26 protein-coding genes and 10 tRNA genes are annotated in these 26,179 nt (G+C 40.5%); 10 read left to right on the top strand and 26 right to left on the bottom strand.

Annotated features, from left to right (window positions below; translation table 11 throughout):
* Window positions 1-11: 11 nt before the first annotated feature.
* From murA to idi, 3 genes are all read left to right on the top strand, one after another.
* Window positions 12-1,280 carry a UDP-N-acetylglucosamine 1-carboxyvinyltransferase gene (gene murA, locus F8B77_RS12095; RefSeq protein WP_130046913.1) on the top strand — a complete coding sequence of 423 codons (1,269 nt, stop codon included), beginning with the start codon at window positions 12-14 and terminating at the stop codon, window positions 1,278-1,280.
* Window positions 1,281-1,368: 88 nt separating this feature from the next.
* Window positions 1,369-2,094 carry a 1-acylglycerol-3-phosphate O-acyltransferase gene (locus tag F8B77_RS12090; protein ID WP_130044382.1) on the top strand — a complete coding sequence of 242 codons (726 nt, stop codon included), beginning with the start codon at window positions 1,369-1,371 and terminating at the stop codon, window positions 2,092-2,094.
* 73 nt (window positions 2,095-2,167) lie between these two features.
* Entirely contained in the window at window positions 2,168-2,707 is a 540-nt protein-coding gene (gene idi, locus F8B77_RS12085) for an isopentenyl-diphosphate Delta-isomerase (protein WP_130046912.1), read from the top strand.
* A gap of 79 nt (window positions 2,708-2,786) precedes the next feature.
* Here the strand turns inward: idi and F8B77_RS12080 are convergent, their stop codons facing one another.
* The 5 genes from F8B77_RS12080 to arcA form a co-directional block, all read right to left on the bottom strand.
* A complete protein-coding gene (locus F8B77_RS12080; RefSeq protein ID WP_005417516.1) occupies window positions 2,787-3,176 on the bottom strand; it encodes a RidA family protein in 390 nt (129 codons plus the stop codon).
* 116 nt (window positions 3,177-3,292) lie between these two features.
* Window positions 3,293-3,757, bottom strand: coding sequence for an aspartate carbamoyltransferase regulatory subunit (gene pyrI / locus F8B77_RS12075; RefSeq protein ID WP_130087030.1), 465 nt, complete (start codon window positions 3,755-3,757; stop codon window positions 3,293-3,295).
* A 12-nt stretch (window positions 3,758-3,769) separates the two neighbouring features.
* The gene (gene pyrB, locus F8B77_RS12070) at window positions 3,770-4,699 is read right to left on the bottom strand and encodes an aspartate carbamoyltransferase (protein WP_130046911.1); all 930 of its coding nucleotides are present in this window, start codon (window positions 4,697-4,699) and stop codon (window positions 3,770-3,772) included.
* Between the two features lie 267 nt (window positions 4,700-4,966).
* Window positions 4,967-5,971 carry an ornithine carbamoyltransferase gene (argF, locus tag F8B77_RS12065; RefSeq protein ID WP_130046910.1) on the bottom strand — a complete coding sequence of 335 codons (1,005 nt, stop codon included), beginning with the start codon at window positions 5,969-5,971 and terminating at the stop codon, window positions 4,967-4,969.
* Window positions 5,972-6,068: 97 nt separating this feature from the next.
* Window positions 6,069-7,289 carry an arginine deiminase gene (gene arcA / locus F8B77_RS12060; RefSeq protein WP_151655522.1) on the bottom strand — a complete coding sequence of 407 codons (1,221 nt, stop codon included), beginning with the start codon at window positions 7,287-7,289 and terminating at the stop codon, window positions 6,069-6,071.
* Between the two features lie 153 nt (window positions 7,290-7,442).
* Between arcA and rraB the strand changes: the two genes are divergently transcribed.
* On the top strand, window positions 7,443-7,859 hold the full coding sequence (gene rraB, locus F8B77_RS12055) for a ribonuclease E inhibitor RraB (protein ID WP_151655521.1): 417 nt from the start codon (window positions 7,443-7,445) through the stop codon (window positions 7,857-7,859).
* Between the two features lie 75 nt (window positions 7,860-7,934).
* Window positions 7,935-8,777 carry a glycosyl hydrolase 2 galactose-binding domain-containing protein gene (locus tag F8B77_RS12050; RefSeq protein WP_151655520.1) on the top strand — a complete coding sequence of 281 codons (843 nt, stop codon included), beginning with the start codon at window positions 7,935-7,937 and terminating at the stop codon, window positions 8,775-8,777.
* A gap of 110 nt (window positions 8,778-8,887) precedes the next feature.
* Here the strand turns inward: F8B77_RS12050 and F8B77_RS12045 are convergent, their stop codons facing one another.
* The 3 genes from F8B77_RS12045 to pepA all read right to left on the bottom strand — a co-directional run bounded on the left by F8B77_RS12045 (window position 8,888) and on the right by pepA (window position 13,908).
* Complete coding sequence (locus tag F8B77_RS12045) at window positions 8,888-11,749, bottom strand: valine--tRNA ligase (RefSeq protein WP_130044439.1); 2,862 nt, start codon at window positions 11,747-11,749, stop codon at window positions 8,888-8,890.
* A 111-nt stretch (window positions 11,750-11,860) separates the two neighbouring features.
* A complete protein-coding gene (locus F8B77_RS12040) occupies window positions 11,861-12,304 on the bottom strand; it encodes a DNA polymerase III subunit chi (RefSeq protein ID WP_130044376.1) in 444 nt (147 codons plus the stop codon).
* A 95-nt stretch (window positions 12,305-12,399) separates the two neighbouring features.
* Entirely contained in the window at window positions 12,400-13,908 is a 1,509-nt protein-coding gene (gene pepA / locus F8B77_RS12035; RefSeq protein ID WP_130046907.1) for a leucyl aminopeptidase, read from the bottom strand.
* 190 nt (window positions 13,909-14,098) lie between these two features.
* Here pepA and lptF point away from each other — a divergent pair, with 190 nt between their 5' ends.
* Window positions 14,099-15,211 carry an LPS export ABC transporter permease LptF gene (gene lptF / locus F8B77_RS12030; RefSeq protein ID WP_151655519.1) on the top strand — a complete coding sequence of 371 codons (1,113 nt, stop codon included), beginning with the start codon at window positions 14,099-14,101 and terminating at the stop codon, window positions 15,209-15,211.
* Entirely contained in the window at window positions 15,204-16,280 is a 1,077-nt protein-coding gene (lptG, locus tag F8B77_RS12025; protein WP_151655518.1) for an LPS export ABC transporter permease LptG, read from the top strand. The genes lptF and lptG overlap by 8 nt, the downstream gene beginning before the upstream one ends.
* A 76-nt stretch (window positions 16,281-16,356) precedes the next feature.
* Here the strand turns inward: lptG and F8B77_RS12020 are convergent, their stop codons facing one another.
* Complete coding sequence (locus F8B77_RS12020) at window positions 16,357-16,821, bottom strand: RDD family protein (RefSeq protein WP_167512813.1); 465 nt, start codon at window positions 16,819-16,821, stop codon at window positions 16,357-16,359.
* Between the two features lie 180 nt (window positions 16,822-17,001).
* On the opposite strand from F8B77_RS12020, the gene F8B77_RS12015 reads away from it, so the two are divergent.
* A tRNA-Leu gene (locus tag F8B77_RS12015) sits at window positions 17,002-17,086 on the top strand.
* A 132-nt stretch (window positions 17,087-17,218) separates the two neighbouring features.
* On the opposite strand, the gene F8B77_RS12010 is transcribed toward F8B77_RS12015, so the two are convergent.
* The 14 genes from F8B77_RS12010 to mutY form a co-directional block, all read right to left on the bottom strand.
* The gene (locus F8B77_RS12010; protein WP_151655516.1) at window positions 17,219-17,476 is read right to left on the bottom strand and encodes a DUF2999 domain-containing protein; all 258 of its coding nucleotides are present in this window, start codon (window positions 17,474-17,476) and stop codon (window positions 17,219-17,221) included.
* 21 nt (window positions 17,477-17,497) lie between these two features.
* Window positions 17,498-17,884, bottom strand: a complete 387-nt coding sequence (locus F8B77_RS12005; RefSeq protein ID WP_130044358.1) for a diacylglycerol kinase — start codon at window positions 17,882-17,884, stop codon at window positions 17,498-17,500.
* Between the two features lie 108 nt (window positions 17,885-17,992).
* Window positions 17,993-18,068, bottom strand: a tRNA-Asn gene (locus tag F8B77_RS12000).
* A gap of 7 nt (window positions 18,069-18,075) precedes the next feature.
* A tRNA-Phe gene (locus F8B77_RS11995) sits at window positions 18,076-18,151 on the bottom strand.
* A 7-nt stretch (window positions 18,152-18,158) separates the two neighbouring features.
* A tRNA-Thr gene (locus F8B77_RS11990) sits at window positions 18,159-18,234 on the bottom strand.
* Between the two features lie 75 nt (window positions 18,235-18,309).
* A tRNA-Asn gene (locus F8B77_RS11985) sits at window positions 18,310-18,385 on the bottom strand.
* Window positions 18,386-18,417: 32 nt separating this feature from the next.
* A tRNA-Thr gene (locus F8B77_RS11980) sits at window positions 18,418-18,493 on the bottom strand.
* Window positions 18,494-18,536: 43 nt separating this feature from the next.
* Window positions 18,537-18,612: transfer RNA gene (locus F8B77_RS11975), tRNA-Asn, on the bottom strand.
* A 6-nt stretch (window positions 18,613-18,618) separates the two neighbouring features.
* Window positions 18,619-18,694, bottom strand: a tRNA-Phe gene (locus tag F8B77_RS11970).
* Between the two features lie 7 nt (window positions 18,695-18,701).
* A tRNA-Thr gene (locus F8B77_RS11965) sits at window positions 18,702-18,777 on the bottom strand.
* A gap of 76 nt (window positions 18,778-18,853) precedes the next feature.
* A tRNA-Phe gene (locus F8B77_RS11960) sits at window positions 18,854-18,929 on the bottom strand.
* A gap of 109 nt (window positions 18,930-19,038) precedes the next feature.
* The gene (gene mltC, locus F8B77_RS11955) at window positions 19,039-20,175 is read right to left on the bottom strand and encodes a membrane-bound lytic murein transglycosylase MltC (RefSeq protein WP_151655515.1); all 1,137 of its coding nucleotides are present in this window, start codon (window positions 20,173-20,175) and stop codon (window positions 19,039-19,041) included.
* A 103-nt stretch (window positions 20,176-20,278) separates the two neighbouring features.
* Complete coding sequence (locus tag F8B77_RS11950) at window positions 20,279-20,551, bottom strand: oxidative damage protection protein (protein WP_151655514.1); 273 nt, start codon at window positions 20,549-20,551, stop codon at window positions 20,279-20,281.
* A gap of 2 nt (window positions 20,552-20,553) precedes the next feature.
* The gene (gene mutY, locus F8B77_RS11945) at window positions 20,554-21,606 is read right to left on the bottom strand and encodes an A/G-specific adenine glycosylase (RefSeq protein WP_151655513.1); all 1,053 of its coding nucleotides are present in this window, start codon (window positions 21,604-21,606) and stop codon (window positions 20,554-20,556) included.
* Between the two features lie 218 nt (window positions 21,607-21,824).
* Between mutY and trmB the strand changes: the two genes are divergently transcribed.
* Together trmB and glsB are read left to right on the top strand one after the other, a co-directional pair.
* Window positions 21,825-22,541 (top strand): tRNA (guanosine(46)-N7)-methyltransferase TrmB, encoded by a 717-nt coding sequence (gene trmB / locus F8B77_RS11940; RefSeq protein ID WP_151655512.1) that lies wholly within the window; start codon window positions 21,825-21,827, stop codon window positions 22,539-22,541.
* A gap of 130 nt (window positions 22,542-22,671) precedes the next feature.
* Window positions 22,672-23,592 carry a glutaminase B gene (gene glsB, locus F8B77_RS11935; RefSeq protein WP_130046899.1) on the top strand — a complete coding sequence of 307 codons (921 nt, stop codon included), beginning with the start codon at window positions 22,672-22,674 and terminating at the stop codon, window positions 23,590-23,592.
* 304 nt (window positions 23,593-23,896) lie between these two features.
* Here the strand turns inward: glsB and hemW are convergent, their stop codons facing one another.
* From hemW to F8B77_RS11920, 3 genes are read right to left on the bottom strand one after another with little or no spacing between them, the layout of a single operon-like run.
* On the bottom strand, window positions 23,897-25,057 hold the full coding sequence (gene hemW / locus F8B77_RS11930; RefSeq protein WP_151655511.1) for a radical SAM family heme chaperone HemW: 1,161 nt from the start codon (window positions 25,055-25,057) through the stop codon (window positions 23,897-23,899).
* Between the two features lie 3 nt (window positions 25,058-25,060).
* Complete coding sequence (locus tag F8B77_RS11925) at window positions 25,061-25,657, bottom strand: XTP/dITP diphosphatase (protein WP_130044351.1); 597 nt, start codon at window positions 25,655-25,657, stop codon at window positions 25,061-25,063.
* A 10-nt stretch (window positions 25,658-25,667) separates the two neighbouring features.
* Window positions 25,668-26,099 (bottom strand): DUF4426 domain-containing protein, encoded by a 432-nt coding sequence (locus F8B77_RS11920; protein WP_130044350.1) that lies wholly within the window; start codon window positions 26,097-26,099, stop codon window positions 25,668-25,670.
* Between the last annotated feature and the right edge of the window lie 80 nt (window positions 26,100-26,179).

Below are 26,179 nucleotides of genomic sequence, written 5' to 3'. Positions count from 1 at the left end.
AGGCCCTTTGAATGTATAAGTTTCGAATTCAAGGAAGTGAACAACCACTTTCTGGAGAAGTTACGATTTCTGGTGCAAAAAATGCTGCACTGCCAATTTTATTTGCAGCACTGCTGGCTGAAGAACCAGTAGAAGTTGCAAACGTTCCAAAATTACGTGATGTAGATACAACTATGGAGTTATTACAACGCCTAGGTGCTAATGTTTCTCGTAATGGTTCAGTTCATATTGATGCTAGCGGCGTTAATGATTTCTGTGCACCGTATGATCTTGTAAAAACGATGCGTGCATCAATTTGGGCGCTTGGCCCATTAGTTGCTCGCTTTGGTAAAGGCCAAGTGTCGTTACCTGGTGGTTGTGCTATCGGTGCTCGTCCTGTTGATCTTCATATTCACGGGCTTGAGCAACTTGGTGCAACGATTAAGCTTGAAGAAGGTTACGTTAAAGCGGAAGTTGATGGTCGTCTGAAAGGCGCTCATATCGTAATGGATAAAGTAAGTGTTGGTGCAACAATCACTGTAATGTGTGCAGCAACATTGGCTGAAGGTAAAACTATTTTAGAAAACGCAGCGCGTGAACCTGAAATCGTTGATACTGCTAACTTCCTAAATGCGATTGGTGCGAAAGTATCAGGCATGGGTACAGATACTATTACTATCGAAGGCGTAGAGCGTCTTGGTGGTGGTTATCATGAAGTGGTTGCTGACCGTATTGAAACCGGGACTTTCTTAGTTGCTGCTGCGGTATCTGGCGGTAAAGTTGTTTGTAAGAACACAAAAGCGCATCTACTTGAAGCCGTTCTTGCTAAGCTTGAAGAAGCCGGTGCAAAAGTTGAAACGGGTGAAGATTGGATTAGCCTGGATATGACTGGTCGTGAGCTTAAAGCGGTAAATATCCGTACAGCACCACACCCAGCATTCCCAACAGACATGCAAGCACAGTTTACTTTGCTAAACATGATGGCAAAAGGCCCAGGCATTATTACTGAAACGATTTTTGAAAACCGTTTCATGCATATTCCTGAACTGCAACGCATGGGCGCTCATGCTGAAATCGAAGGTAATACCGCTATTTGTGGTGATACTGATGGTTTAAGTGGTGCTCAAGTGATGGCGACGGATTTACGTGCCTCTGCAAGCCTTGTTATTGCTGGTTGTATAGCGAAAGGTGAAACAATTGTTGATCGTATTTATCATATCGACCGTGGTTATGATAAGATCGAAGATAAGTTAACCGCATTAGGTGCGAACATCGAAAGAGTTCGTAGCAGCGAAATCTAATCAATAGATTAGTTTGCTAAAAAAGCTAAGCGGAAACCGGGTATGTAATGACCCGGTTTTTTATTGTTTGTATGTAGGAGAAACACTTATGATCGCATTGTTACGCCTAATTGCTTTGGCTATCTTTGCTGTCTTTACGTTTGTATTTGGTTGTGGCTATTGTTTACTTAGCCCACGAAACCCAAAACACGTTTATACGTTTGGCTTGTGGTTTGCTCGTATGTCACGAGTGTTTGGTATTAAACTTGAAGTACGCGTTCCTGATAGTGTAAAAAATGCAGGCCCAAGTTTGTACATTGCCAATCACCAGAATAACTGGGATCTATTTACTGTTTCTGGTGCTATCCAGCCTCGTACAGTAACGGTTGGTAAAAAGAGCTTAGCGTGGATGCCACTGTTTGGTCAGTTATATTGGATCACTGGTAATATCTTGATTGATCGTAATAATCGTAGCAAAGCGGTGGGTACGATTGCTCAAGTTGCTGACAATATTAAAAAACGTAATGTGTCTGTTTGGATGTTTCCAGAGGGTACTCGTTCACGTGGTCGTGGTTTATTGCCATTTAAAACTGGCGCATTTCATGCCGCGCTTGCTGCTGAAGTACCAGTAACTCCAATTGTATGTAGTAGTACAGATGGCGTTAAATTAAATCGTTGGAATAACGGCACTGTTATTGTTGAAATTTTACCTCCAATAAGTACTGACGGTTACGACAAAAATAACGTTCGTGATTTTGCAAACGAATGTCGTGAACAAATGAAAGTTAAGCTAGAAGAATTAAATAAAGAAGTTGCCGAGCGTAACCAAGCTTAAATTTTAATTATAATAATTATTAAGGGGTGTATGGCTTGCTATATGCCCTTTTTATTTAGTGTGTAGAATAAAAATGACTGAACAAGTTATCCTTGTAAATCAACAAGGTGAAACCATTGGGACCATGGAAAAGCTAGAAGCCCACCAAAAAGGGTTATTGCACTTGGCTTTTTCCGTTTTGCTGTATCGAAAAACAGAAGATGAGTATGAATTTCTATTACAGAAGCGTGCAGACTGTAAATATCACAGTAAAGGAAAGTGGAGTAATACTTGTTGTTCTCATCCAAGGTTACATGAATCGGTCGAGCTTGCTGGCGAGAGACGATTGGAAGAAGAGATAGGTATTACGAGTGTTAACGCTAATGTGTTTGAAAATCTAGGTTGGTTTATTTATCAAGCTGAGTTGGAGAATGGATTGAGTGAACATGAGCAAGACTACATATTACTGGCTAATACACCTGATGTGGAATTTACGCTGAATCCTGATGAAGTGAGTGATATTCAGTGGTGGAGCCAGAGCCGCATTAAGCAAGAATTAACAAATAATCCTGCTGTATTTTCTGTATGGTTTGAAACGGTTTTTGATAAAGCGACACAATATTTATCGAATTAATTGTATTGGCATAAAAATAAGGCAGAGATTAGTGATACCAATGGCTGCCTTACTTGATTTACTGCATTGCTGGTGTTAATTATTTACGAACAGCAATCGCTTCAATCTCAATACCAACATCTTTTGGAAGACGAGCGACTTCAACACAAGAACGTGCAGGGTAGTTCGCTACTTTATGCTCATCAAAGAAGTTGCCATACACTTCGTTTACTGTGCCAAAGTCATTCAGATCTTTTACGAAAACGGTCATTTTTACAATGTCAGATACCGTTAGGCCTGAAGCCTCTACAACGGCCTTAACGTTCTCTAAAGATTGGCGAGCTTGCTCTGCAATATCATCAGACACTTCACCTGTCGCAGGGTTTACAGGGATTTGGCCTGAAGTTAGTACCATATTACCAAGATCAACACCTTGAATGTATGGGCCAATTGCAGCAGGTGCATTGTCTGTATGAAGAACTTTAGTCATTGTAATGATTCCTTTTTGATTGGTATTAGGTTCAATAAATCCAATATAAAACAAACCTTATCAATAAAAAAGCCCCAGAAGATCTGAGGCTGAAAAATATTGAACTAAGTATGAGATTAATTTAAATCAGTAACCACTTCGCGTGAATATACTTTTTCACAGTATTTGCATTTTAAATGGATATCATCTTTTTTAGTGATAACTTTAAAACTGCTATCAACCGGCTCACCATGAGTAATACAGTTACTGTTTGGGCACTCGAATACCCCAGTAATGTGTGAAGGAAGAACAAGAGGAATTTTTTTCACTACCTCATAATTTTCAATTTGATTTACTGTTGCGTGTGGCGCATATAATGACAATTTGCTCGCTTGCTCTGGCGTGACAAACGTATTTTCAATTTTAAGTAAATCTTTCGCTCCTAACGCAGAAGAGGGAAGGTTTAAACCAATAGTCACTCGTTCTGCTGTCTTATCCATTTGAAACAGTTTAAGTACTTTCACCCCAATGTTTGCAGGGATGTGATCGATTACCGTACCGTTATTAATTGCTTCAACGCGTAATTGAGTTTTGTTAGGCATCATCATTTCTCCCTAAAGTGTTTCGTTAAGAACAAGAGCTAATAAAGCTTGTCGAGCATAAACGCCATTTTCTGCTTGTTGGAAATAGTAAGCATACGGGGTGCTATCAACATCAGTATCAATCTCATCAACACGAGGTAGCGGGTGTAATACTTTCAAGTTATTACGTGCAGGCGTTAGGTTTTCTGCAGATAGGATATAAGCAGATTTAATGTGCGCGTATTCTGATTCATCAAAGCGTTCTTTTTGAACGCGAGTCATATACAGAATATCTAACTCAGGAATTGCTTCATCCATGCTATTTAGCACTTGATATTCAATGCCAAGTTCGTCTAACTCTTCACAGATATAATCTGGCATTGCTAAGACTTCAGGTGCGATAAAGAAGAACTTAATACCATTAAATTTTGCTAATGCTTGGGTTAATGAATGAACGGTACGACCGTATTTTAAATCCCCTACAAAAGCGATGTTTAGATTATCTAAACGGCCTTGGGTTTCATAGATGGTGTATAAGTCTAATAGTGTTTGCGTCGGGTGTTGGTTTGCACCATCGCCCGCATTAATAACTGGAGTACCGTTAGAGAATTCAGAAGCTAAACGTGCAGCCCCTTCTTTTGGATGACGCATAACATAAGCATCAACATAAGAGGTAATCACTTGAACTGAATCAGCCAGTGTTTCACCTTTTTGAGCAAGGGAAGTATTGCCTGCAGTATCAAAACCGATAACAGAGCCACCTAAGCGTTGAATTGCGGTTTCAAAAGAAAGACGGGTACGAGTTGACGCTTCAAAAAAACAGCTAGCAACCACTTTATTTTTTAATAAATCAGGTTGAGGTTCTTTTTTAATGTTCCCTGCAGTTTCTACAATCAGTTCTAACTCTTGACGAGAAAGTTCTGGAATAGAAAGGATGTGCTTTTGGTATAGCGAGTTAGCCATAGTCTCTCTTCCCTTTTATTTATCATATTGAAGTCAAAAAAAAGCCCCCTATAAAATAGGAGGCTTTAAAAAATCGTTAATTAGGAAACTCAAAAAATAGGGGACCACCACACTTTGCTAGTGCAGATACATGGTCAACCACTGTATGAAGATAAGTCAATAACATCACAATTTCCTAATAAATTGCGCGGGATTATACTCGTATCGAAATTCTAAGCAAGCGTTTGCATCAAATTTTCTTTTGATTACATTTTAAAACAAGAGGGATTAAGCCCCTAGTGTTGCAACCATAACAGCCTTGATGGTGTGCATTCTATTTTCTGCTTCATCAAATACAATAGAGTAGTCAGATTCAAAGACTTCATCAGTGACTTCGAGCCCATTCATGCCATATTTATCTGCAATTTCTTTGCCTATTGTTGTCTCGTCATTATGGAAGGCTGGCAGGCAGTGCATGAATTTTACGTTCGGATTATTGGTTGCTTTAATCACATCCATATTGATTTGATAAGGGGTCATTAAGGCGACGCGTTCATCCCAAGCTTCGGGTGCTTCTCCCATAGAAACCCAAACGTCAGTGTATAAGAAATCACAATTCTTCACGCCTTGTTGTACCTCTTCGGTCAGCACAATTTTAGCCCCTGTTTGCTTCGCAATGTCTTGGCACTGAGCAACGAGTTCCTCTTCTGGCCAAAATTGTTTTGGTGCAACAAGGCGGATCTCCATGCCCATTTTAGCGGCACCAACCATAAGAGAATTTCCCATGTTATTACGTGCATCACCAAGGTATGCAAAAGTAAGTTGGTTTAATTGCTTACCATTTGCATATTCTTGCATAGTAAGAAAATCAGCTAAAATTTGAGTTGGATGGAATTCATCCGTTAATCCATTCCATACAGGAACACCAGCATGCTCACCCAGTTCTTCAACAATCGATTGACCAAAGCCGCGGTATTCGATGCCATCGTACATGCGTCCGAGTACACGAGCGGTATCTTTCATTGATTCTTTTTGACCAATTTGAGAGCCAGACGGACCAAGATAAGTGACTCTTGCGCCTTGATCAAAAGCGGCAACTTCAAAGGCACAGCGTGTGCGAGTAGAGGCTTTTTCAAAAATAAGTGCAATGTTTTTACCTGACAGGCGAGGTTGCTCATACCCCGCGTATTTTGCTTTTTTTAGCTCAGCAGATAGCTCGAGTAAATGTGCAATCTCTTTAGGGGAAAAATCTAATAGTTTTAAAAAGTTTCTATTACGTAAGTTAAAAGCCATCGTGTGCTCCTTGCCATGCATGCTAATCTGATAAAATCCATTTAAACATATAAATGCAGATAATGTGAATTTATATTTAATTTATTTTATATTGAGGCTAAATGCCATCTCTTTCTATTGGGCAACTCATGCAACGCGCACCACCACGACCACGGCCTAATTCATCGCCTGTAATTGGAAGAACCTTGATACCTGCTTTGTCATATTTCTCATTGGTATAAGTATTACGCTCATACGCTACGACAACGCCAGGTTTTATTGTTAACACGTTATTGGCATCGTGCCATTGCTCTCGTTCGGCTTCATAGCTGTCCCCGCCTGTCGTAATGATATTCAACTCATCGAGATCTAACGCTGCCATTAATACATTTTGAAAATTAGGCATCTCTTTAATCGCAAGGTGCTGTTCACCACAAGGCGTGATTGACCAGCAAGGCATATTTTTATTAACTACTCTTGGGTAGACTGAAAAAACGTTATGATCCATATGTGTCATAACCGTATCTAAATGCATACATGACCGATCTTCAGGTAGTTTAATAGCGATAACTTGCTCTGCTTGATGAGTTCGGAATAATTGTTTTGCTAGATTCTCAATACCTTGGGGAGTGGTTCGTTCAGAAATACCAACCAATACGTTACCTTTGCCAATCACTAACACATCCCCACCTTCAATGGTGGCATTGTCGTAATCTCGGTTTTCATCTTCAAAATATTGTGAAAATACTTGCTGAGAAAACAAAGGGTGCCAGCGATAAATTGCACGTAAATGGTTCGATTCTCTTTTTCGTGCGTCTTTAGCCATTGGGTTAATAGAAACGCCACCATAGATCCAGCATGAAGTATCTCGAGTAAATAAATGGTTTGGTAATGGCTCAATGACAAAATCAAAAGGGTCACTCAGTTGCTGCAACATAGAAGGAGCTTTAAATGGCAGCTCAATAAAGGCTAATCCTCCTAATAAGATAGAGGCAAGTTCCTTGTTATTTTTTTCAAGAAGAAATGCTCTGATTTGATTAGCAAAAGTAGGGCCAAAGCGATAATGAGAAATTTGATGTTTTAACAACCATTGTTTGGCCTCAGGGTGTTGTAGCGTTTCTTCAAGTAAATTTTGTAGTAGTAATACTTCTACGTCTTGAGATTCTAACGTTGCTACAAATTGGTCGTGTTCTAGTAACGCTTTTTCAACAGAGAGCACATCATCAAACAGTAAGTCGTGGCAGTTTGTTGGGGTAAGGTGAGCAAGCGCTCTTTCTGGACGGTGAAGAATAACACGGCGTAATTGACCAATTTCAGAGCCAACAAATAGCTTATTCATAAGATTCCTTTCTAATATCTACAGCTAGTAAGAGAAATAATACCGTATAGTAGGGGATTATTCTTTAATTATTGAAGTATTAGGGGATTTGAGTTGGTCAGGCTATAATGGCTACTTACTCATTTATTATTTAATACAGTGTGGAGTCTTACTATGCCTCAAGAAGATGAATATCTATCGGTTGAGCAATTTCTTGAATTGCAAAAAGCGGAAACGCGTGAAATTATTGAGTCGCTAAAAGCCGATGGTAGTGAGCCGGATGCACTGTATGCGATTGAGCACCATTTAATGGCTGAAGATTTTAAAGCGCTTGAAAATGCGGTTGTTGAAGCATTTAAAATGGGCTTTGAAGTACTAGAAGCGGAAGAGCTTGAAGACGAAGACGGTGCGAAGATCTTATGCTGTGACGCAGTAATGGATTCAGTATTAGACGCTGATGTGATTGATGCTCAAGTTGAAAAATTAGTAAACCTAGCTGAAAAGCACGACATCATCTATGATGGTTGGGGTACTTACTATGAAGGCGAAGACGCTGAATACGACGTTATTGAAGATGGCGACGAAGATTAATTCGTAGCAAAAATTCAAAAGAACATATATGCCCTAGACGTGAACCACTTCTAGGGCATTTTTTTAAGGATGAATATGTCAGTCAATTCAAGAATTTTACTTAATAATGAGCAAGCGCTGTGGCAAGTTTCACCGCTCAGTGAGACCTCATTACCCATTAAAGATATTCCAATTCAGCAAGGTATTGCTTCTGCTTATGCGTCATTATCTGCTTCTGAAGTTAATGATCAAGAGTGGCATGTGATGCGATTTTTTGAGGTGGATGAAACCTTACTAAATTACCCTGCGATTGAATTAGTAATGAGTGGCGCCTCTCGTTACGCAGAGGTTCGAATTAATGGTGTCGCTGTATTTGATTGCACTGATAACATGACGCGTTACCGTAAAAATATTAAAGACTACCTTCAATTAGGCGGTAATCGTTTTGAAGTTCTATTCTTAGAAGAAGACGAAGATGATTGGTTACTGGATGATGACTTTAGTGAGCAAGTCTGTGAAATAAATCAGGCTTATCATCGCCGTTTTGGTGCTGTTCAGGATGTTGATATTAAAGATGATATTGGTATTTTTGGCGTGTGTTTCTTCCAACCAATCCCACACCTGGCGTTAGAGCATATTAGTGTTGAGCAAATTTGGCATCATGGCTGTGAGTTAAAGGTAAATGTTTATTTTAAGACATATAAGCCAGATTTAATCTCAGCAAGTGTTAAGTTTGATGGCATGACGTTGACGTTACCTGTAAACGTAAGAGGCGATCATATTTCTGCATTGTTTCAAGTTGAGGCGCCAAAATATTGGGATGATAACGCTCAAGATCCTAATGATTTATACTCAATTATTGTGACGCTTGATGGGCAACAGCATGAGTTAGAAATTGGCTTATGTCGTACAGAGAATGTCATTCATTTCCCGTTATAGTTGATAGCGCTATTACTGCATTTTCTTTAGATAATAAAAAAGGTCGATGCGTTCACATCGACCTTTTTTTATGCGTTTCAGTAAATTAACTTAATAATATTAAGGGTAATTTACAGCGCAGCAATTGTTACTTTCTGTGCTTCTAGTTTAGCCAGTGTTTCTTTATAGCCTTCTAGTTTTTCACGCTCTTTAGCGATAACCACTTCAGGTGCTTTAGCAACAAAACCTTCGTTACCTAATTTACCTTCAATGCGTTTAATCTCGCCTTGGATTTTTGCTGATTCTTTATCTAAACGAGCAAGTTCTGCATCTTTATCGATAAGACCCGCCATTGGGATCATTAACTCTGATTTACCAACAAGAGAGGTTGCACATGCTGGTGTCTCTTCATTGTCAGCAAGCACTTTGATGCTGTCTAGTTTCGCTAGAGAAGTCAGAACAATCTCATTGGCTTGAATACGCGCAGCGTCTTTTTCGTCAGCGACTTTAATCATCACATCTAAGCCTTTGCTTGGTGCGATGTCGTATTCAGCACGTAAGTTACGAATGCTTGTAATGAAGGCTTTAACCCACTCAAGATCAGCAACCACATCAGCATTGAAGTTTTCTTCATTAAACTGAGGTAATGCTTGAGTCATGATAGTCTCACCTTCAACACCGTTAACTAGCGGCTTAACGCTCTGCCAGATAGATTCAGTGATGTAAGGAAGAACAGGGTGAGCAAGACGTAATGTTTTCTCAAGAACCGTAATTAGCGTGTAACGCGTTGCACGTTGTTGTGCTTCAGTGCCTTTCCAAAGAACAGGTTTAGTTAGCTCTAAATACCAGTCACAGAATTGGTTCCAAATGAATTCATACAGCGTATTTGCTGCCATATCTAGACGGTAGTTTTCTAGATGAGCATTAAATTCTTTTGCTGCGATTTCAAACTGAGATTCGATCCACTTGTCTGCTAGTGAGAACTCAAGTTCTGCACCTTCAGTCATGCCACAATCGTGCTCTTCTGTGTTCATTAATACGTAACGGCTTGCGTTCCATAGTTTGTTACAGAAGTTACGGTAACCTTCAAGACGTTTCATATCCCAGTTGATATCACGACCCGTTGAAGCCATTGCAGCAAGAGTGAAGCGTAAAGCATCAGTACCGTATGGTTCGATACCGTTTTCAAAGGTTTTACGTGTTGCTTTTTCAATCTTCTTCGCTAGTTGAGGTTGCATCATGTTGCCACAACGTTTTTCAACTAATTCTTCAAGACCAATACCATCGATCATATCGATAGGGTCAAGTACGTTACCTTTAGATTTAGACATCTTGTCGCCGTTTTCATCACGGATAAGGCCCGTCATGTAAACTGTCTTAAATGGTACCTGTGCATTGCCTTCTTCGTCTTTTACGAAGTGCATGGTCATCATGATCATACGAGCAACCCAGAAGAAGATAATATCAAAACCAGATACTAATACTTCTGATGGGTGGAATGTTTTTAGTGCATCTGTGTTTTCAGGCCAGCCTTGTGTGCCGAATGTCCAAAGTGCAGAAGAGAACCATGTATCAAGTACATCGTCATCTTGGCGTAGAACAACAACAGGAGCGAGATTGTTTTTCTCACGAACTTCTTCTTCAGTACGACCTACATATACTTTACCGTCGTTGTCGTACCATGCAGGGATACGGTGGCCCCACCAAAGTTGACGAGAGATACACCAATCTTGTACATCACGCATCCAAGCAAAGTACATGTTTTCGTATTGCTTAGGAACGAATTGGATTTGACCATCTTCAACCGCTTTAACCGCAGGTGCAGCAAGAGGAGCAGTACGTACGTACCACTGGTCAGTCAGCATTGGTTCGATAACAACGCCACCACGGTCACCGTAAGGAACGGTTAAATCGTGATCTTTAATTTCTTCAAGAAGACCTAGCTCATCAAACTCAGCTACGATGGCTTTACGAGCAGCAAAGCGCTCCATACCACGGTATTTCTCTGGGATCTCAGTGCTATAAACATCACTTTCTTCGCCGTTTGTTGTGAATACTTCTGCAGTATCACGAATATCCGCGTTGAATGTTAGGATGTTGATCATTGGTAGGCTATTACGTTTACCTACTTCGTAATCGTTAAAGTCATGAGCTGGAGTGATTTTCACACAACCCGTGCCTTTGTCCATATCCGCGTGCTCATCGCCAACGATAGGAATTAAACGACCAACGATAGGAAGTTCGATGTGTTTACCGATAAGATCTTTGTAGCGAGGATCTTCAGGGTTTACCGCAACACCAGTATCACCAAGCATGGTTTCTGGACGCGTTGTTGCTACAACAATGTAGTCTTTACCGTCAGCAGTTTTAACACCGTTTGCTAGTGGGTAGCGGAAATGCCACATGAAGCCTTTTTTGTCTTTGTTTTCAACTTCAAGATCAGAAATAGCAGTGTGCAGTTTCGGATCCCAGTTAACTAGACGCTTACCACGGTAGATAAGATCTTCTTCGTATAGACGAACAAAGACTTCTTGAGTTGCAGCAGATAGGCCATCATCCATTGTGAATCGTTCACGATCCCAATCGACAGATGCACCTAAGCGACGAAGTTGTTTCGTAATTGTGCCGCCTGATTCTGCTTTCCATTCCCAAATTTTGTCGATGAAAGCGTCACGACCGTAATCGTGTTTTGTTTTGCCTTCTTCTGCCGCAATCTTACGCTCAACAACCATTTGAGTTGCGATACCTGCGTGGTCAGTACCCACTTGCCAAAGCGTATTCTTACCTTTCATACGTTCAGCACGGATAAGTGTATCCATGATCGTATCTTGGAAAGCGTGACCCATGTGTAGGCTACCAGTGACGTTTGGTGGCGGGATCATGATGCTATAAGCTTCTTTTGATGTGTCACCGTGTGGCTTAAAGTAGCCTTTTTCTTCCCAAGTCTGGTACAGAGCTTGTTCTATTGATTGCGGGTTATATGTCTTTTCCATAGTGTTCGTCACGAATATCTCTATTAAAAAGTGGAATGCCAAATATCATAATTAATGGCTCATTATTAAAAAAGAACAAATATATGAGTCATTTAGCTATGATGATTGGCACTATTTTAATGTCTCGGTTTGCATGGCTCGGCCTGCATTGCGGTATATTTTATACCTTTCTCGAGCGTGTTGTTTGCTTTTTTCTTCACAAGGTACGAAGTCTACCACTTGAGCAAAGGAAACCGCAAAATTTGCGACCTCTTGAGCTAAATTTATTAATACATGACGTCGGCCTGATGATCGTAACGTTCCCCAACCAATCTCAATAGGGGAGCCAGATTTTGGTCCCTCTCCAATTAAGTTGTGTGGAGTAAATTCTGATACTTCATTCTGCCAAAGCGCTTCATCAATTGATAAAGCCTGTTCCTTATCTTGAGCTAATATATACACTCTCGCATTTTGAGAATAATAATAATGAGCAAGCTGACACACAAATTTCAACAGTCCATCTTGAGTGGCTGTTGGGGATGTGGGTTCAAGGACATAAAAAAGTGCTTGGCTCATAATCTCTCTTACTTAATAAATGACGGAAAGAAGCTAAATCGCATGTATTAAAAAAGGGCCATTTAGAGGCCCTTTATATCATAAAACGAAGTTATTTATTCTACGTTTTCTTGGCCTGAACGATTCAGTAAGAACTGGACAAGCAATGAGACTGGTCGGCCTGTAGAGCCTTTATTAGCACCAGAGACCCAAGCGGTTCCCGCACTGTCAATATGAGCCCAGTGGTATTTCTTAGCAAAGCGAGCCAGGAAACAACCAGCGGTGATAGTACCAGCTGCTTTTCCGCCAATGTTAGCCATGTCTGCAAACGGGCTGTTTAATTGCTCGTTGTACTCTTCAGACATTGGTAAACGCCAAGCGCGATCACCTGATTGCTCAGAGGCATTAATAAGTTCATGAGCTAAAGGATTGTGGTTTGCGATTAAACCATTGATATGATGACCAAGTGCAACAACACAAGCCCCTGTTAATGTTGCCACATCGACAACACACTCAGGCTCATAACGCTCAACATAAGTCAGTGCATCACACAGGACTAAACGACCTTCAGCATCGGTATTTAATACTTCAACTGTTTGGCCTGACATCGTGGTTAAGATATCACCAGGGCGGTAAGAATTACTGCTTGGCATGTTTTCACAACCAGCAAGAATACCTACAACGTTTAATGGTAGATTAAGCTGTGCTAGCGCTTTCATTGCACCAAATACAGACGCAGCACCACACATGTCGTACTTCATCTCATCCATACCATCACTTGGTTTGATAGAGATACCGCCTGAATCGAAAGTCAGACCTTTACCAATAAGTACGATAGGTTTCGCAGTTGGATCAGAATGGCCTTTATATTCCATAATCGACATCATAGATTCATTATGAGAACCTTGACCAACGGCTAAGTAAGACGTCATGCCTAGTTTCTTCATCTCTTCTTCACCGATAACTTTAGTCGTTACGGTTTCATAATCGTCAGCAAGACGACGAGCTTGAGAAGCTAAGTATGCAGGGTTTGCTACGTTTGGTGGCATGTTGCCTAAATCTTTCGAGGCTTTTACGCCAGAAGCAATAGACAAACCATGGTTGATTGCTTTTTCACCTAAGTTTAGTTCACGGCGAGTTGGTACATTAAATACTAACTTGCGTAATGGACGACGCGTCTCAGGTTTATTGCTCTTAAATTGATTAAAGGTATATAGGCTGTCTTTAGTAGACTCAACAGCTTGGCGAACCTTCCAGTACGTATCGCGACCTTTAACGTGAAGCTCTGTTAGGAAACATACCGCTTCCATAGAGCCTGTTTCATTTAGTGTGCTGATGGTTTTTTTGATGATATCTTTATATTGACGTTCACCAAGCTCACGCTCTTTACCGCAACCTACTAATAAAACACGCTCAGAAAGAATATTTGGTACTTGATGCAATAACAGCATTTGGCCCGGTTTACCTTCTAGATCACCACGACGAAGTAATGAACTAATGTAACCGCCGCTAATTTTATCGAGCTGTTCTGCTATTGGAGATAAACGACGTGGTTCAAAGACACCAACAACGATACAAGCGCTGCGTTGTTTCTCTGGACTGCCACTTTTTACACTGAACTCCATGCGTACTCCTACATCCTAAAGACAAATAGAACTAAATGTTAGATAATGAGCAAAATCTAGTTAGATACTATACTATGTAGTGTTCCGATTTCGCAGGCTAACATCTAGCCAAAGATTAAAAAATAAATGGTTTACACGGAAATTATAGTGATTCTGGCAAAAATACAAGTTTTCTATAGGTAGATTCGACGTGATTATTATTAGATATTTGATCAAGGAGACATTAAAGAGTCAATTTGCGGTCTTTTTTGTGCTTTTTTTGATCTTCATGAGTCAAAAGTTTATCAGCATTTTAGCGGATGCTTCTGATGGTGACATTCCTGGTGGTTTGATTTTGTCTTTGGTTGGTTTGAATATGCCAGCAATGGGCTTATTGATGCTTCCATTGAGTATTTTTATTGGTATTTTACTTACCTTTGGTCGTCTCTATGCTGAGAGTGAAATAACGGTAATGAATGCGACAGGAATGGGAAACGCTATCCTTATTCGTGCCGCATTATATCTGGCTTTAATCACCGGAGTTGCTGCGGCGGTAAACTCATTGTGGTTGTCTCCTTGGAGCCAAGAAAAAACCACTCAACTAATGGAAACGGTTGAATCGGATGCCGGTATTGATTTACTGCAAAAAGGTCAGTTTCAACGATCTCCAGATGGTAACGCTGTTGTATTTATTGATGATATCAGCAACAAAAATGGTAAGCAGCTAGAGAATATATTTTTAGCTCAGCCAGTGCCACATGAGTCATTACGCCCAAGCGTACTCGTCGCTGAAAAAGGGGTCGTTAAAGAACTTCCAGATGGTCGTCAGGTCTTAGACTTACAAGACGGAACTCGTTATGAAGGGATACCAACACGTTTGGATTATCTTGAAAGTAACTTTAAATCTTATGAGCTCTTAATTGGCCAGAAAGATGTGAAAGAGAAACGTCGAGACTGGGATGCGATACCGACATTAGATTTAATGAAACGTGGTGAGTTAGAAGCAAAAGCAGAGCTACAATGGCGTATTTCTTTGATTATTTGTATTCCATTATTAACCATGGTTGTTGTGCCTTTATCTGCCGTTAACCCACGTCAGGGACGCTTTGCGAAATTAGGGCCTGCGGTTCTTTTGTATCTTGCCTATTTCCTATCATTAAGTGCAGGAAAGTCAGCCATTGAAGATGGTGGATTGGCTCCTTATGTTGGATTGTGGGCCATTAATGCCGTGCTATTAATTATCGGGATTGTATTGAACTCAATGGACAGTGTGTTTGTAAGGCAATTGAAAGAAAAAATGCGGAGAAAACCAAAACATGTTTAAGATTTTAGATTGGTATATTGGCCGTACAATCATTGCGACCTCTGCATTATGCTTGGTTACCTTGGTTGGTTTATCTTCAATTATCAAATACGTTGAGCAATTACGTAAAGTGGGTAGAGGGACATACGATCTTCTCGATGCGTTGTATTTTGTTATTTTAAGTATGCCACGTGATATTGAAATGTTTTTTCCAATGGCTGCATTACTTGGCGCCTTGATCGGCCTTGGTATGTTAGCTGCAAGCTCTGAATTGGTGGTAATGCAAGCTGCAGGCTATTCAAAGCTAGATATTGGTATCTCAGTACTAAAAACGGCTATTCCTTTAATGTTAATCGTCATGGCATTAGGGCAATGGGGCGCACCGCAAGCACAAAAGATGGCACGTGATTTACGAGCATTTGCCACATCGGGCGGTAATATTGCAGCGGTAAGAGCTGGGGTCTGGGCAAAAGATGCCAATGATTTTATCTATTTAGCCCGAGTGGATAATCAAGCTAAGCTTTACGGTGTGACGGTATGGCAGTTTGATGATGAGCATAAACTAAATAATATTTTATTTGCACGTAAAGCGGATTATCAATCTAAAGATGCGGGTTGGATGCTGAGTGATGTTTCTATTACTCAGATGAAAAATGAAGCAAAAATCAGTGAAAAGAAAGTGGATACGTTGAATTGGGCTACGACATTAACACCAGATAAGTTGGCGGTGGTAACGGTTAAGCCTGAAGAGCAGTCTCTTACTGGTCTTTATGATTATGTGAATTACTTAAAAGATTCAGAGTTAGATGCAGCTCGTTATGAGTTGGCATTTTGGCGTAAAGCACTGCAGCCTATATCGGTTGCGGTAATGATGCTCTTAGCGCTCTCATTTGTGTTTGGCCCATTACGAAGTGTAACCATGGGGGCTCGTATCTTATCTGGTGTGATTGCTGGCTTTTCCTTCTATATTTCGAATGAAGTGTTTGGTCCAATGACATTGGTATATAACATTCACCCGATATTCGGAGCTTTAGGGCCCAGTTTGATATTTTTATTTATAACCTTAGGGTTACTAAATAGAAAGCTTTAACGTAAAAAGGAGGTACTGCAGAGTACCTCCTTTTTTCCTACGCAATTATCTGAACAACTACTTATCCAGAATGGTATTAAACGGCTTTATCTAAAACGATAACACGAGTTTTTGCCCAAGTATCTTGAAAAGCTGCATTGTCTTTAGAGATAAACACAAGCAGGTTGCCTAAACCAAAAGCTGAAGTCGACATACGAATAATCGCTTGAGTTAGGGTGATTGGTGAGCCATCAAGCTGCTGTACTTGAAGTTTCCAAGCGCGCATTCCAAGCGTTTGGCCTTTACACCAAAAATAAGCAAAGAAGCCTATAAATATAGAGATAAGAGTAATTGGGTAAAGATTGCGCCATAATGGATCATGGTTTAAATAAGAGCTTACATCGGGAAAGTCACCATAACTAATGATCCCTGCACCATAAAGCATTTCAAGAGTAGCGACGATAGCGCCACCAGTTAGCATCATGATAGCGCTGATGATTAATGTATCGTAGAACCAAGCTCCCATGCGACGCATAAAGCCCGCTTGTTTTTGTGTTGTCATTTTATCTTCCATAAATTAAAAAAACTGACAGCAGTATAACGATAGTGAAAGAAAAAATGAAAATCAGATTGTAAATAAATGCTGATTATTTCAACAAACAAAAAACTAAGAGTAATAAAGAGCTTGCGCCAAGAATATCTCTGAGTATAATCAATCACATCAAGCAGCAATGCTGATAAAGCCGGTATGGTGAAATTGGTATACACGACGGATTCAAAATCCGTTGCCTTCGGGCGTGGCGGTTCAAGTCCGCCTACCGGTACCATATTTAAATGATAAAGCCTCGATGAAAATCGGGGCTTTGTTGTATCTGGGATATAGAAAGCACACCATCGTTCTCTCGATATAAAAAAGCCCCAACCGAAGTCAGGGCTTTAGTGTTGCTCATTGAAAAGGTTTATTGATTCTCTTCAAGCTTTGCTTTTGCTTCTTCTACTTTAGAGAAATCTAAACCTAGTTCTTCTACAGCTTCTTTAATTAAGCTTGGATTTGTCATCACTTGCATCATTAGCGGTTGCAGTTTCTCTTGTGGGATACCAAGAGATTGAATCGTTGCCATTGCTGCTAATGGATTTTGTGTTAGCGTTTGAAATACTTCAGCGATCTTCTCATCACTCACAGTGTGTTCTTTTAATGTTTGAATAATAGGGTTCATTAGAATCGTCCTTATAATTAATTAAAGGTAGTTGCTGCCTAGGATCATTAACCAAGTAAAGCCAGCAAAGCACAGAGCGACAAATACAGCCGCAGAACCAATATCTTTAGCTCTGCCACTTAATTCATGATGTTCAGGGCCTATACGGTCTACAACTGCTTCTATCGCCGAGTTTAAAAGCTCAATCATAAAGATAAGAACAAACACACCAACCAATAAGATTTTTTCTACTACAGTCACATCTAAAAGTAGGGCAATAGGAGTTGCAATAACGAGCATCGCTAACTCTTGGCGGATGGCCGCTTCGTGTTTAAAAGCAGCTTTAAGACCTTGAATAGAAAAACCTGTCGCTTTGATTACACGCTTGATACCTGTGTTGCCTGGTTTTCCTGATGGAGTATCAGTCATTGTTTAACCTTAGATGAAGAGCCAATATGAATGGAAGGTATGGTAGTGCTGCATTTAATAAATAACAAGCATAAAAAAAGCCTCATCAAATGATGAGGCTTTTTAATATGGCTCCCTTTGCTGGACTTGAACCAGCGACATACGGATTAACAGTCCGCCGTTCTACCAACTGAACTAAAAGGGAATTGTAATGGTGCCTCGAGGCGGAATCGAACCACCGACACGAGGATTTTCAATCCTCTGCTCTACCGACTGAGCTATCGAGGCAAAAAAATGGTGCCGACTACCGGAGTCGAACTGGTGACCTACTGATTACAAGTCAGTTGCTCTACCTACTGAGCTAAGTCGGCACACTTAATTTTTTTGCTATCACTGAATTAAATCAGTGATAAGAAAACCTCATCTTATGACAAGATTTTTTAATATGGCTCCCTTTGCTGGACTTGAACCAGCGACATACGGATTAACAGTCCGCCGTTCTACCAACTGAACTAAAAGGGAACAGATTTTGTGTTCTTCTTACAAGGAAGAAATGGTGCCGACTACCGGAGTCGAACTGGTGACCTACTGATTACAAGTCAGTTGCTCTACCTACTGAGCTAAGTCGGCACTAATTTTTTATTAATCTTTAAACTATAAAGACTAAATTGTATGGCTCCCTTTGCTGGACTTGAACCAGCGACATACGGATTAACAGTCCGCCGTTCTACCAACTGAACTAAAAGGGAATTGTATGGTGCCTCGAGGCGGAATCGAACCACCGACACGAGGATTTTCAATCCTCTGCTCTACCGACTGAGCTATCGAGGCAAAAGAATGGTGCCGACTACCGGAGTCGAACTGGTGACCTACTGATTACAAGTCAGTTGCTCTACCTACTGAGCTAAGTCGGCACACTAAATTCTTTTGACTATTCGTGATCTAGCATTTAGTTAATAAATCTAGAACTACACCAACAATCTTATTGTATGGTGCCCGGAGGCGGAATCGAACCACCGACACGAGGATTTTCAATCCTCTGCTCTACCGACTGAGCTATCCGGGCAACGAGCGCTATTAAACGGATTTTTGCCTCAACCGTCAACTTTTTTTTTCAAAATAGTCTCTTTTTTTGATTGTTTGATTGATAATTCATCGAATAGGCGGTTTTATCGCTAAATCTTCCCTAAATTAAACTCTTTTTTAAACGCGGTAACCTTTTCTAAATAGCGACGAGCTTCCGCGTTTTTGTGTTTTTTGGTTAAAGCCCAGTAAACTTGATTTGGATTTAAGCTATTAATATCTTGAATTGCACGACTTCGGCTACTACTAAAGGTAGTAAATACGCCACCGGCTCCACCATTATAGGCTGAAATCATGCTGTATTGTTTGGACACTGGATTACGAATGTCTTTTAAGTAACGCGTTTTTAAAATATAGAAGTAAGCCGTTCCAGTATCAATGTTGTTATGAGGGTTGAAAAGATACTCGGGGGTTGGATCTCCCGGTTTATTCTTAACTAGTTTAAATACATCACGGCCTGCGGTTTTAGGAACCACTTGCATTAAACCATACGCATTTGCCCAACTTACCGCATAAGGGTTAAAACTACTTTCTGTTCTAATAATAGAATAAATGAGATCTTCAGGGATGTTGTAGCGTTGAGATGCGCCACGAACAATATCAGCATATTGATATTCTCGTAGCTGAGTGTGGTTTTTAACCATAGGGATATCAACATAGTAAGCTTTTTTATAGTCAATATTTTTGGTTTTTAAATGGTGAGCGATGAGGTAATCAGCATAACGGCTAGCGCGCCAAGACCATTCAATCGGTTTATTATCCTGATCGACAACCTGTTGGTATAAAAACGGCTTTCCACCGAGAGTTACTGCGGCATCAGAGTAAAGATCGACACCTGCAGGGTCATCAGGCGTTAAAAGGGTGGTAATAATAGCTTGGCGTAAATGTGCTTTTGGCTCTGTTCCAGCGACGGTTTCAACAGTGACTTGGCCCGTTGAAAAGTTAACTTGAGAGCGACTTAGATAACCATCAGTGTATTTTACGTAAGAGCGTTTACCGGCAATCACTAAGTTATTTTTTCCCCAACGTTTTTCAATATTACCGCTAAAACTACTAATAAGCGAATCTAACGCTTTACTATCTTTAGTGAATTGGCCAGGCAAAGGCGCTAGATTTTTGGCAAAACGGTTAGTGGTATCGTAGTTTACCCCAAAAGTAGATTCTATTGATTCTCGGCTACAACTAGTAAGAAAAAGGCAAGCGGAAGCAATCAGGATAATTTTTTTCATAAAAACAATGTAGATAAGTATTCAATAATTAGATTTACGGCAGAAGTGTATAGTACTGAAATAGATAAAAAAGCAGCCATCAGACTGCTTTAGTTCGTATAAATTATTCGCTTGGTGGTGTGTAGCCATCGATAATAACGTCTTTGCCATCAAACAAGAAACCTTCCATTTCTGTTTCTAGCAATTTACGGTGCTCAGGATCCATCATGTTCAATTTCTTTTCATTGATCAGCATCGTTTGTTTATGTTGCCATTGAGCCCATGCTTCTTTTGAGATGTTATCAAAAATACGCTTACCTAGTTCACCAGGGTAAAGTTGAAAATCTAGGCCATCGGCTTCTTTATTTAAAAGAACGCAAAATACAGTGCGACTCATGGTTATTCTCCATTAGAAATTTCGAACGGTAAAGCATCCAGCAGTTTTTGAACTGGTGCTGCTAATCCTACCGTCATTGGTTGGGATAAGTTATACCAAACTCCACGCGTTCCTTCCATCACCATGTTCGGTTTCTTGTTCAGAGTGATAAGTACGGGAGTTATATCTAGGTGGTAATGACTAAAGGTATGACGAAAAGCAATCAATTGCTGGCTTGATTTTACCTCCATACCATAGCGAACGGATAAATCATTTAAGGTATTTTCTGGTTGTTCAGGGAAACAATATAATCCTCCCCAGATACCAGTTTGAGGTCGCTGTTCTAGTAACACCTCACCATCATGATAGTAGATAGCAAACCATGCCTCTTTGGTTGGTTTATCTTTTTTAGGTTTTTTAGTCGGAAACTCTAATTGACGATCTTGGGCTTTGGCTTGGCAAAGATCATTCACTGGGCATAATTCACATTTGGGTTTAGATCGAGTACATACCATTGCACCCATATCCATCATGGCTTGATTATAGCGCTCAACACCTTCTTTAGGAGTATGCTCTTCTGCTACCTCCCACATGGCATTCTCAACGGATTTTTTACCTGACCAACCTTCAATAGCAAAGCAACGAGATAAGGTTCGCTTTACATTACCATCTAAAATAGGGTGGTGTTGTTTTAATGATAATGACAAAACAGCGCCAGCAGTAGAGCGCCCAATACCGGGAAGAGCAATGACTTCTTCAATGGTTTCAGGAAACTTCCCATTATATTGTTCAGCAATGATCTGTGCCGCCTTATGTAAGTTTCGGGCGCGAGCGTAATAACCAAGTCCAGTCCATAAATGCAGCACCTCATCTTGTTCCGCATTGGCTAAATCAACAACCGTTGGGAAACGAGCCATGAAGCGCTCAAAGTAGGGAATCACGGTAGTGACTTGGGTTTGCTGTAGCATGATTTCTGACAACCATACTTTATAAGGCGTTTTATTTAATTGCCAAGGCAAGGTCTTACGGCCGTAATTGTCGTACCACTCTAGAATGGCGTGAGAAAAAGAAGTCATGACATGCTCGATCATATTTTTATAATTAACTGTGATCTCATCACACTGTGGTGGTTTTGTACACCCGATAGAAAATAGGGTTATTAATTAAGGGATATAATTACCTTAATAGAGCTTGTTTATAGCGAAAAGCAAAGATAATACTTGAACACTGAGCTAAACTTTGGATAATGCCGGATCCACAATCCTTGTTCAGAGAATAACCAGGTTATCCAATCATGACTGAAGTGACTAAAAACGACTTTACCGAAGAAGGTAAAATTGTTCGTAAAATTCGCAGCTTTGTACGCCGCGAAGGACGTTTAACGAAAGGCCAAGAAGGCGCTATTACTGAGTGCTGGTCTAACATGGGTATCGATTTCGTTGAGCAAATGCTTGATTGGAACGAGGTGTTTGGTAACAACAACCCTGTCGTTTTAGAAATCGGTTTTGGTATGGGTGCATCTTTGGTTGAGATGGCTCAGAACTCTCCTGAGAAAAACTTTTTAGGTATTGAAGTTCACCGTCCTGGCGTTGGTGCTTGTCTTGCAGCAGCAAAAGAAGCTGGCGTAACAAATTTACGTGTTATGTGCCACGATGCGGTTGAAGTGTTTGAATCAATGATCCCAGATTCTTCTGTAAATACTTTACAGTTGTTCTTCCCAGACCCATGGCATAAAGCTCGTCACCATAAGCGTCGTATCGTTAAGGCTGAATTTGCTGAGATGATCCGTCCTAAGCTGATTGAAGGTGGTATCTTCCACATGGCAACAGACTGGGAAAATTACTCAGAGCATATGATTGAAGTAATGAACGCGGCACCAGGTTATGAGAATATTGCTACCGATGGCGATTTCATTCCTCGCCCTGATGAGCGTCCGTTAACAAAATTTGAAGCACGTGGCCACCGTTTAGGTCATGGCGTATGGGATATTAAATTCCGTCGTAACGCATAATCCGTTTATTTTTAAACGGTATGACAGCGCACGATAAGCGCTGCATGGCTCTTATGCCAATGTAAATAAGTACTAAAGCCAACCTTTGTGTTGGCTTTTTTGTCCTTGCTATCAAAAGGAAGTAAAAATAGTGAAGCCAACAAAACAAATATTAGATGATATTTTGAATGAAGTGCGTCCTCTTATTGGACAAGGAAAAGTAGCAGACTATATTCCAGCACTGGCTTGTGTTCCGAGTGATAAATTAGGCATTGCCGTATATACCAACGATGGTGAAGTCATTATCTCTGGTGATGCAGAAGAGTGTTTTTCGATTCAATCAATCTCAAAGGCATTGAGTTTAACGCTTGCTATGGAGTTATATCAGCCAGAAGAATTATGGCAACGCGTTGGAAAAGAGCCTTCAGGACAGGCATTTAACTCATTAATTCAGCTTGAAATGGAGCAGGGGGTTCCACGTAATCCTTTTATTAATGCTGGTGCGATTGTTATTTCAGATATGCTCTACAGTCGATTTTCTGCTCCTAAACACAGACTATTAGAATTTGTACGTAAGCTCTCAGGTAATGAACATATTATGTATGATCGAGCGGTAGCGAATTCAGAAATGGATCACAGTGATCGAAATGCATCGATTGCCTATTTGATGCGTTCATTTGGTAACTTCGATAATGAAGTGATGCCAGTATTAAAGAATTACTTTCACGCTTGTGCGCTAAATATGAGCTGTGTTGATTTAGCAAGAACGTTTGGTTATTTAGCCAATAAAGGCATTCAACCAGAGACAAATGAGTTCATCGTAACGCCAATGCAGAGTAAACAAATTAACGCTTTAATGGCGACGTGTGGTTTATATGATGGTGCCGGTGAGTTTGCGTATCGTGTAGGTATGCCAGGTAAATCCGGTGTTGGTGGTGGTATTATCGCGATAGTTCCTGGTGAGATGACGATAGCGGTATGGTCGCCAGAGCTTGACCCATCAGGGAATTCGTTAGCTGGCACTAAAGCGTTAGAGCTGCTTTCAGAGCGTATTGGTCGTTCGATATTTTAAGATAAGATCAGGTTTCAGGAAAAGCAGAGTCGTGAAATGTTCGATTTTATCACTAACAACCCCCTCTAACTCCCCCTTCTATTAATATCATCGATCTCAATGCTTGGTCGATAAAGGGGGAGAATTTTCTTTGATGCTGGTATATCAACGATCACAATACTGTTCCTCCCCTTGTTCACCGCTGTTACTTGGTAGTCAGTATTGATATAAGGGGAGGCTAGGAGGGGTTGCTGGTTGTTTAATTTAGAGTTTCGATTCTTTGCTCTTCCTGAAACCTTTAAGCGAAGCGATCTGAACCCTGAACTTAGTCCTCATCACTCACAAACGCTTCCAACATATCATTCAAAAATAACTTGCCGTGCTTTGTGATCTGCCAGTGCGTCTCGGTTTCATCGAGATATTTTTTCTCTTTAGCCCAATCAATCGTCTCTTGAATCGACTCAAAACCTAATCCAGTTTTATCAAGAAAATCTTGTTTAGGGCAGGCTTCTAACAGACGAAAACGGTTCATGAAGAACTCGAAAGGTCTATCGTGATCCACAACCTCTTGTTCGTCAATTAAGTAAGGTTTCGTTAAATCTAAGAAGCCGCGTGGGTGCTTGATTTTAGTGGTTCGAACAATACGACCATCAGCAAAACTTAGCTTGCCATGAGCCCCGCAACCAATGCCTAAATAATCCCCAAAGCGCCAATAATTCAAATTATGTCGGCATTGATAACCGACTTTACTGTAGCCTGAAATCTCATATTGAACATAACCGGCGTCAGCAAGAATTTGGTGGCCTTGTTCAAAAATATCCCATAAATCATCATCATCTGGCAACGTTGGTGGTTTATAGTAAAACACCGTGTTTGGTTCAATCGTCAGCTGATACCAAGATAAATGTGGCGGATTAAGGTCAATCGCTTGTTTTAAATCAGACAAGGCATCATCAATACTTTGGTTCGGCAATCCGTGCATTAAATCAAGGTTGAAGCTGTTTAATCCGGCTTCATGAGCAAGGCGAGCAGCACGAATGGCTTCATCTTTACCGTGAATACGTCCCAGTTTTTCTAACTTCTCTTGCTGAAAACTTTGTACACCAATGGAGATGCGATTAACGCCTGCTTCACGGTATTCAATAAAACGACCTGCTTCTACGGTTCCAGGGTTTGCTTCCATTGTGATTTCAATATCATCAGCAAAAGGTAAGCGTTTTTCAACTTCGATCAATAAACGCTTAATCTCAGGAGCGGTAATTAAGCTTGGTGTACCACCACCAATAAAAATAGAGTGCAGCTTACGTGATTCATTTTGCATATCATAACGCGCAAGATCGGTATCAAGATCGTCAATTAACGCTGAAATATATTGTGCTTCAGGGATTGTCGTTTTCAATGCATGAGAATTGAAATCGCAATATGGGCATTTTTGAATACACCATGGAATATGAATGTATAAGCTTAGTGGTGGTGGAACTAGCATTACTTATTTACCTTCTTTTAATGCAGCAAACAGTTTTTTCAGCGCTTTACCACGGTGAGAAAGTTGTTTTTTACGCGCAGGCTCAAGCTCTGCTGAAGAACAGTTATCTTCACTTACCCAGAAGATAGGGTCATAGCCAAAGCCATTTTCACCCTGTTGTTCAGTAGTAATGTGACCTTCCCATGAACCATGACAAATAAGTGGCGTAGGATCGTTCTCGTGCTTCATTAGTACTAATACACAATGAAAGCGTGCAGTACGTTTTTCTGCAGGAATACCGTCCATTGCTGCTAGCATCTTATCAATGTTCTTTTGGTCAGTTGCGCCTTCACCTGAGTAACGTGCAGAGTAAACACCAGGTGCCCCATTTAATGCGTCGACCTCTAGGCCTGAATCATCAGCAATCGCCGGTAAGCCTGTTTCTTTTGCTGCGTGACGCGCTTTAATAATGGCATTTTCAATAAAGGTTGTGCCAGTTTCTGCTACATCAGAGACGTTGAATTCACTTTGTGCAACCACATCAAATCCAAAGTCAGACAGCACATCTGCCATTTCACGAACCTTACCTTGGTTGCCTGTTGCTAGTACGATTTTGCTCATAATGATTCTCTTATTCTTCTACGTAAAACTTTTGATTGAATTTTAATTTTCCAGCACCCTTGGTATCGGCAGATACATCGATATCAAAGCGAAAGGTTTCTTCGTTAGTGATTGGTAGCTCTGCAATGTAGTAAATTGCGTTTTGCTCTTTAATTTCACGGAAGGTTAACGTTTTTGTTTGGCCGAGTAAATTTTTAGCGGTCCCTGTAATTTTTGCAGCAATAGCAGGCTTACCTGCTTGTGATATATCTAACACGCTGATGTTAATTAAGGCGTTGTAGCCAGAGCGTTTTAGTTGATAAGCGCGTGCTACTTTTGGAGTTAGAAATGTTGAGTTGAAGGCGGAATAATGAACCTCAACATTTTTAATTTGTACAAATTGACCTGCAAATGTGGGTAAACTAAAAAGAAACAGGGACAAAAGTAAGGTTATTTTTTTCATAGTGATCTTCATATAAAGGCCTCCATATAATACCAAATCCAGTAATTACATTGGTATAAAAAAGCCGAGGATTAACTCGG

It is taken from the genome of Aliivibrio finisterrensis (genome assembly GCF_008933155.1).
GTDB lineage: Bacteria > Pseudomonadota > Gammaproteobacteria > Enterobacterales > Vibrionaceae > Aliivibrio > Aliivibrio finisterrensis.
This window is presented reverse-complemented; position numbering and strand designations above follow the sequence as displayed.

What these genes read in the sequence shown, in the direction of transcription:
- F8B77_RS12080 (WP_005417516.1), bottom strand. Translation starts at nt 3,176, where the DNA reads ATGACTAAAGTTCTTCATACAGACAATGCACCTGCTGCAATTGGCCCA.
- pepA (WP_130046907.1), bottom strand. Translation starts at nt 13,908, where the DNA reads ATGGAGTTCAGTGTAAAAAGTGGCAGTCCAGAGAAACAACGCAGCGCT.
- arcA (WP_151655522.1), bottom strand. Translation starts at nt 7,289, where the DNA reads ATGAATAAGCTATTTGTTGGCTCTGAAATTGGTCAATTACGCCGTGTT.
- argF (WP_130046910.1), bottom strand. Translation starts at nt 5,971, where the DNA reads ATGGCTTTTAACTTACGTAATAGAAACTTTTTAAAACTATTAGATTTT.
- F8B77_RS12040 (WP_130044376.1), bottom strand. Translation starts at nt 12,304, where the DNA reads ATGAGCCAAGCACTTTTTTATGTCCTTGAACCCACATCCCCAACAGCC.
- F8B77_RS12010 (WP_151655516.1), bottom strand. Translation starts at nt 17,476, where the DNA reads ATGAACCCTATTATTCAAACATTAAAAGAACACACTGTGAGTGATGAG.
- F8B77_RS12050 (WP_151655520.1), top strand. Translation starts at nt 7,935, where the DNA reads ATGTCAGTCAATTCAAGAATTTTACTTAATAATGAGCAAGCGCTGTGG.
- murA (WP_130046913.1), top strand. Translation starts at nt 12, where the DNA reads ATGTATAAGTTTCGAATTCAAGGAAGTGAACAACCACTTTCTGGAGAA.
- mutY (WP_151655513.1), bottom strand. Translation starts at nt 21,606, where the DNA reads ATGACTTCTTTTTCTCACGCCATTCTAGAGTGGTACGACAATTACGGC.
- idi (WP_130046912.1), top strand. Translation starts at nt 2,168, where the DNA reads ATGACTGAACAAGTTATCCTTGTAAATCAACAAGGTGAAACCATTGGG.
- lptG (WP_151655518.1), top strand. Translation starts at nt 15,204, where the DNA reads ATGTTTAAGATTTTAGATTGGTATATTGGCCGTACAATCATTGCGACC.
- rraB (WP_151655521.1), top strand. Translation starts at nt 7,443, where the DNA reads ATGCCTCAAGAAGATGAATATCTATCGGTTGAGCAATTTCTTGAATTG.
- mltC (WP_151655515.1), bottom strand. Translation starts at nt 20,175, where the DNA reads ATGAAAAAAATTATCCTGATTGCTTCCGCTTGCCTTTTTCTTACTAGT.
- F8B77_RS12005 (WP_130044358.1), bottom strand. Translation starts at nt 17,884, where the DNA reads ATGACTGATACTCCATCAGGAAAACCAGGCAACACAGGTATCAAGCGT.
- F8B77_RS12045 (WP_130044439.1), bottom strand. Translation starts at nt 11,749, where the DNA reads ATGGAAAAGACATATAACCCGCAATCAATAGAACAAGCTCTGTACCAG.
- F8B77_RS12090 (WP_130044382.1), top strand. Translation starts at nt 1,369, where the DNA reads ATGATCGCATTGTTACGCCTAATTGCTTTGGCTATCTTTGCTGTCTTT.
- pyrB (WP_130046911.1), bottom strand. Translation starts at nt 4,699, where the DNA reads ATGGCTAACTCGCTATACCAAAAGCACATCCTTTCTATTCCAGAACTT.
- trmB (WP_151655512.1), top strand. Translation starts at nt 21,825, where the DNA reads ATGACTGAAGTGACTAAAAACGACTTTACCGAAGAAGGTAAAATTGTT.
- pyrI (WP_130087030.1), bottom strand. Translation starts at nt 3,757, where the DNA reads ATGCCTAACAAAACTCAATTACGCGTTGAAGCAATTAATAACGGTACG.
- F8B77_RS11925 (WP_130044351.1), bottom strand. Translation starts at nt 25,657, where the DNA reads ATGAGCAAAATCGTACTAGCAACAGGCAACCAAGGTAAGGTTCGTGAA.
- F8B77_RS12020 (WP_167512813.1), bottom strand. Translation starts at nt 16,821, where the DNA reads ATGACAACACAAAAACAAGCGGGCTTTATGCGTCGCATGGGAGCTTGG.
- F8B77_RS11920 (WP_130044350.1), bottom strand. Translation starts at nt 26,099, where the DNA reads ATGAAAAAAATAACCTTACTTTTGTCCCTGTTTCTTTTTAGTTTACCC.
- F8B77_RS11950 (WP_151655514.1), bottom strand. Translation starts at nt 20,551, where the DNA reads ATGAGTCGCACTGTATTTTGCGTTCTTTTAAATAAAGAAGCCGATGGC.
- hemW (WP_151655511.1), bottom strand. Translation starts at nt 25,057, where the DNA reads ATGCTAGTTCCACCACCACTAAGCTTATACATTCATATTCCATGGTGT.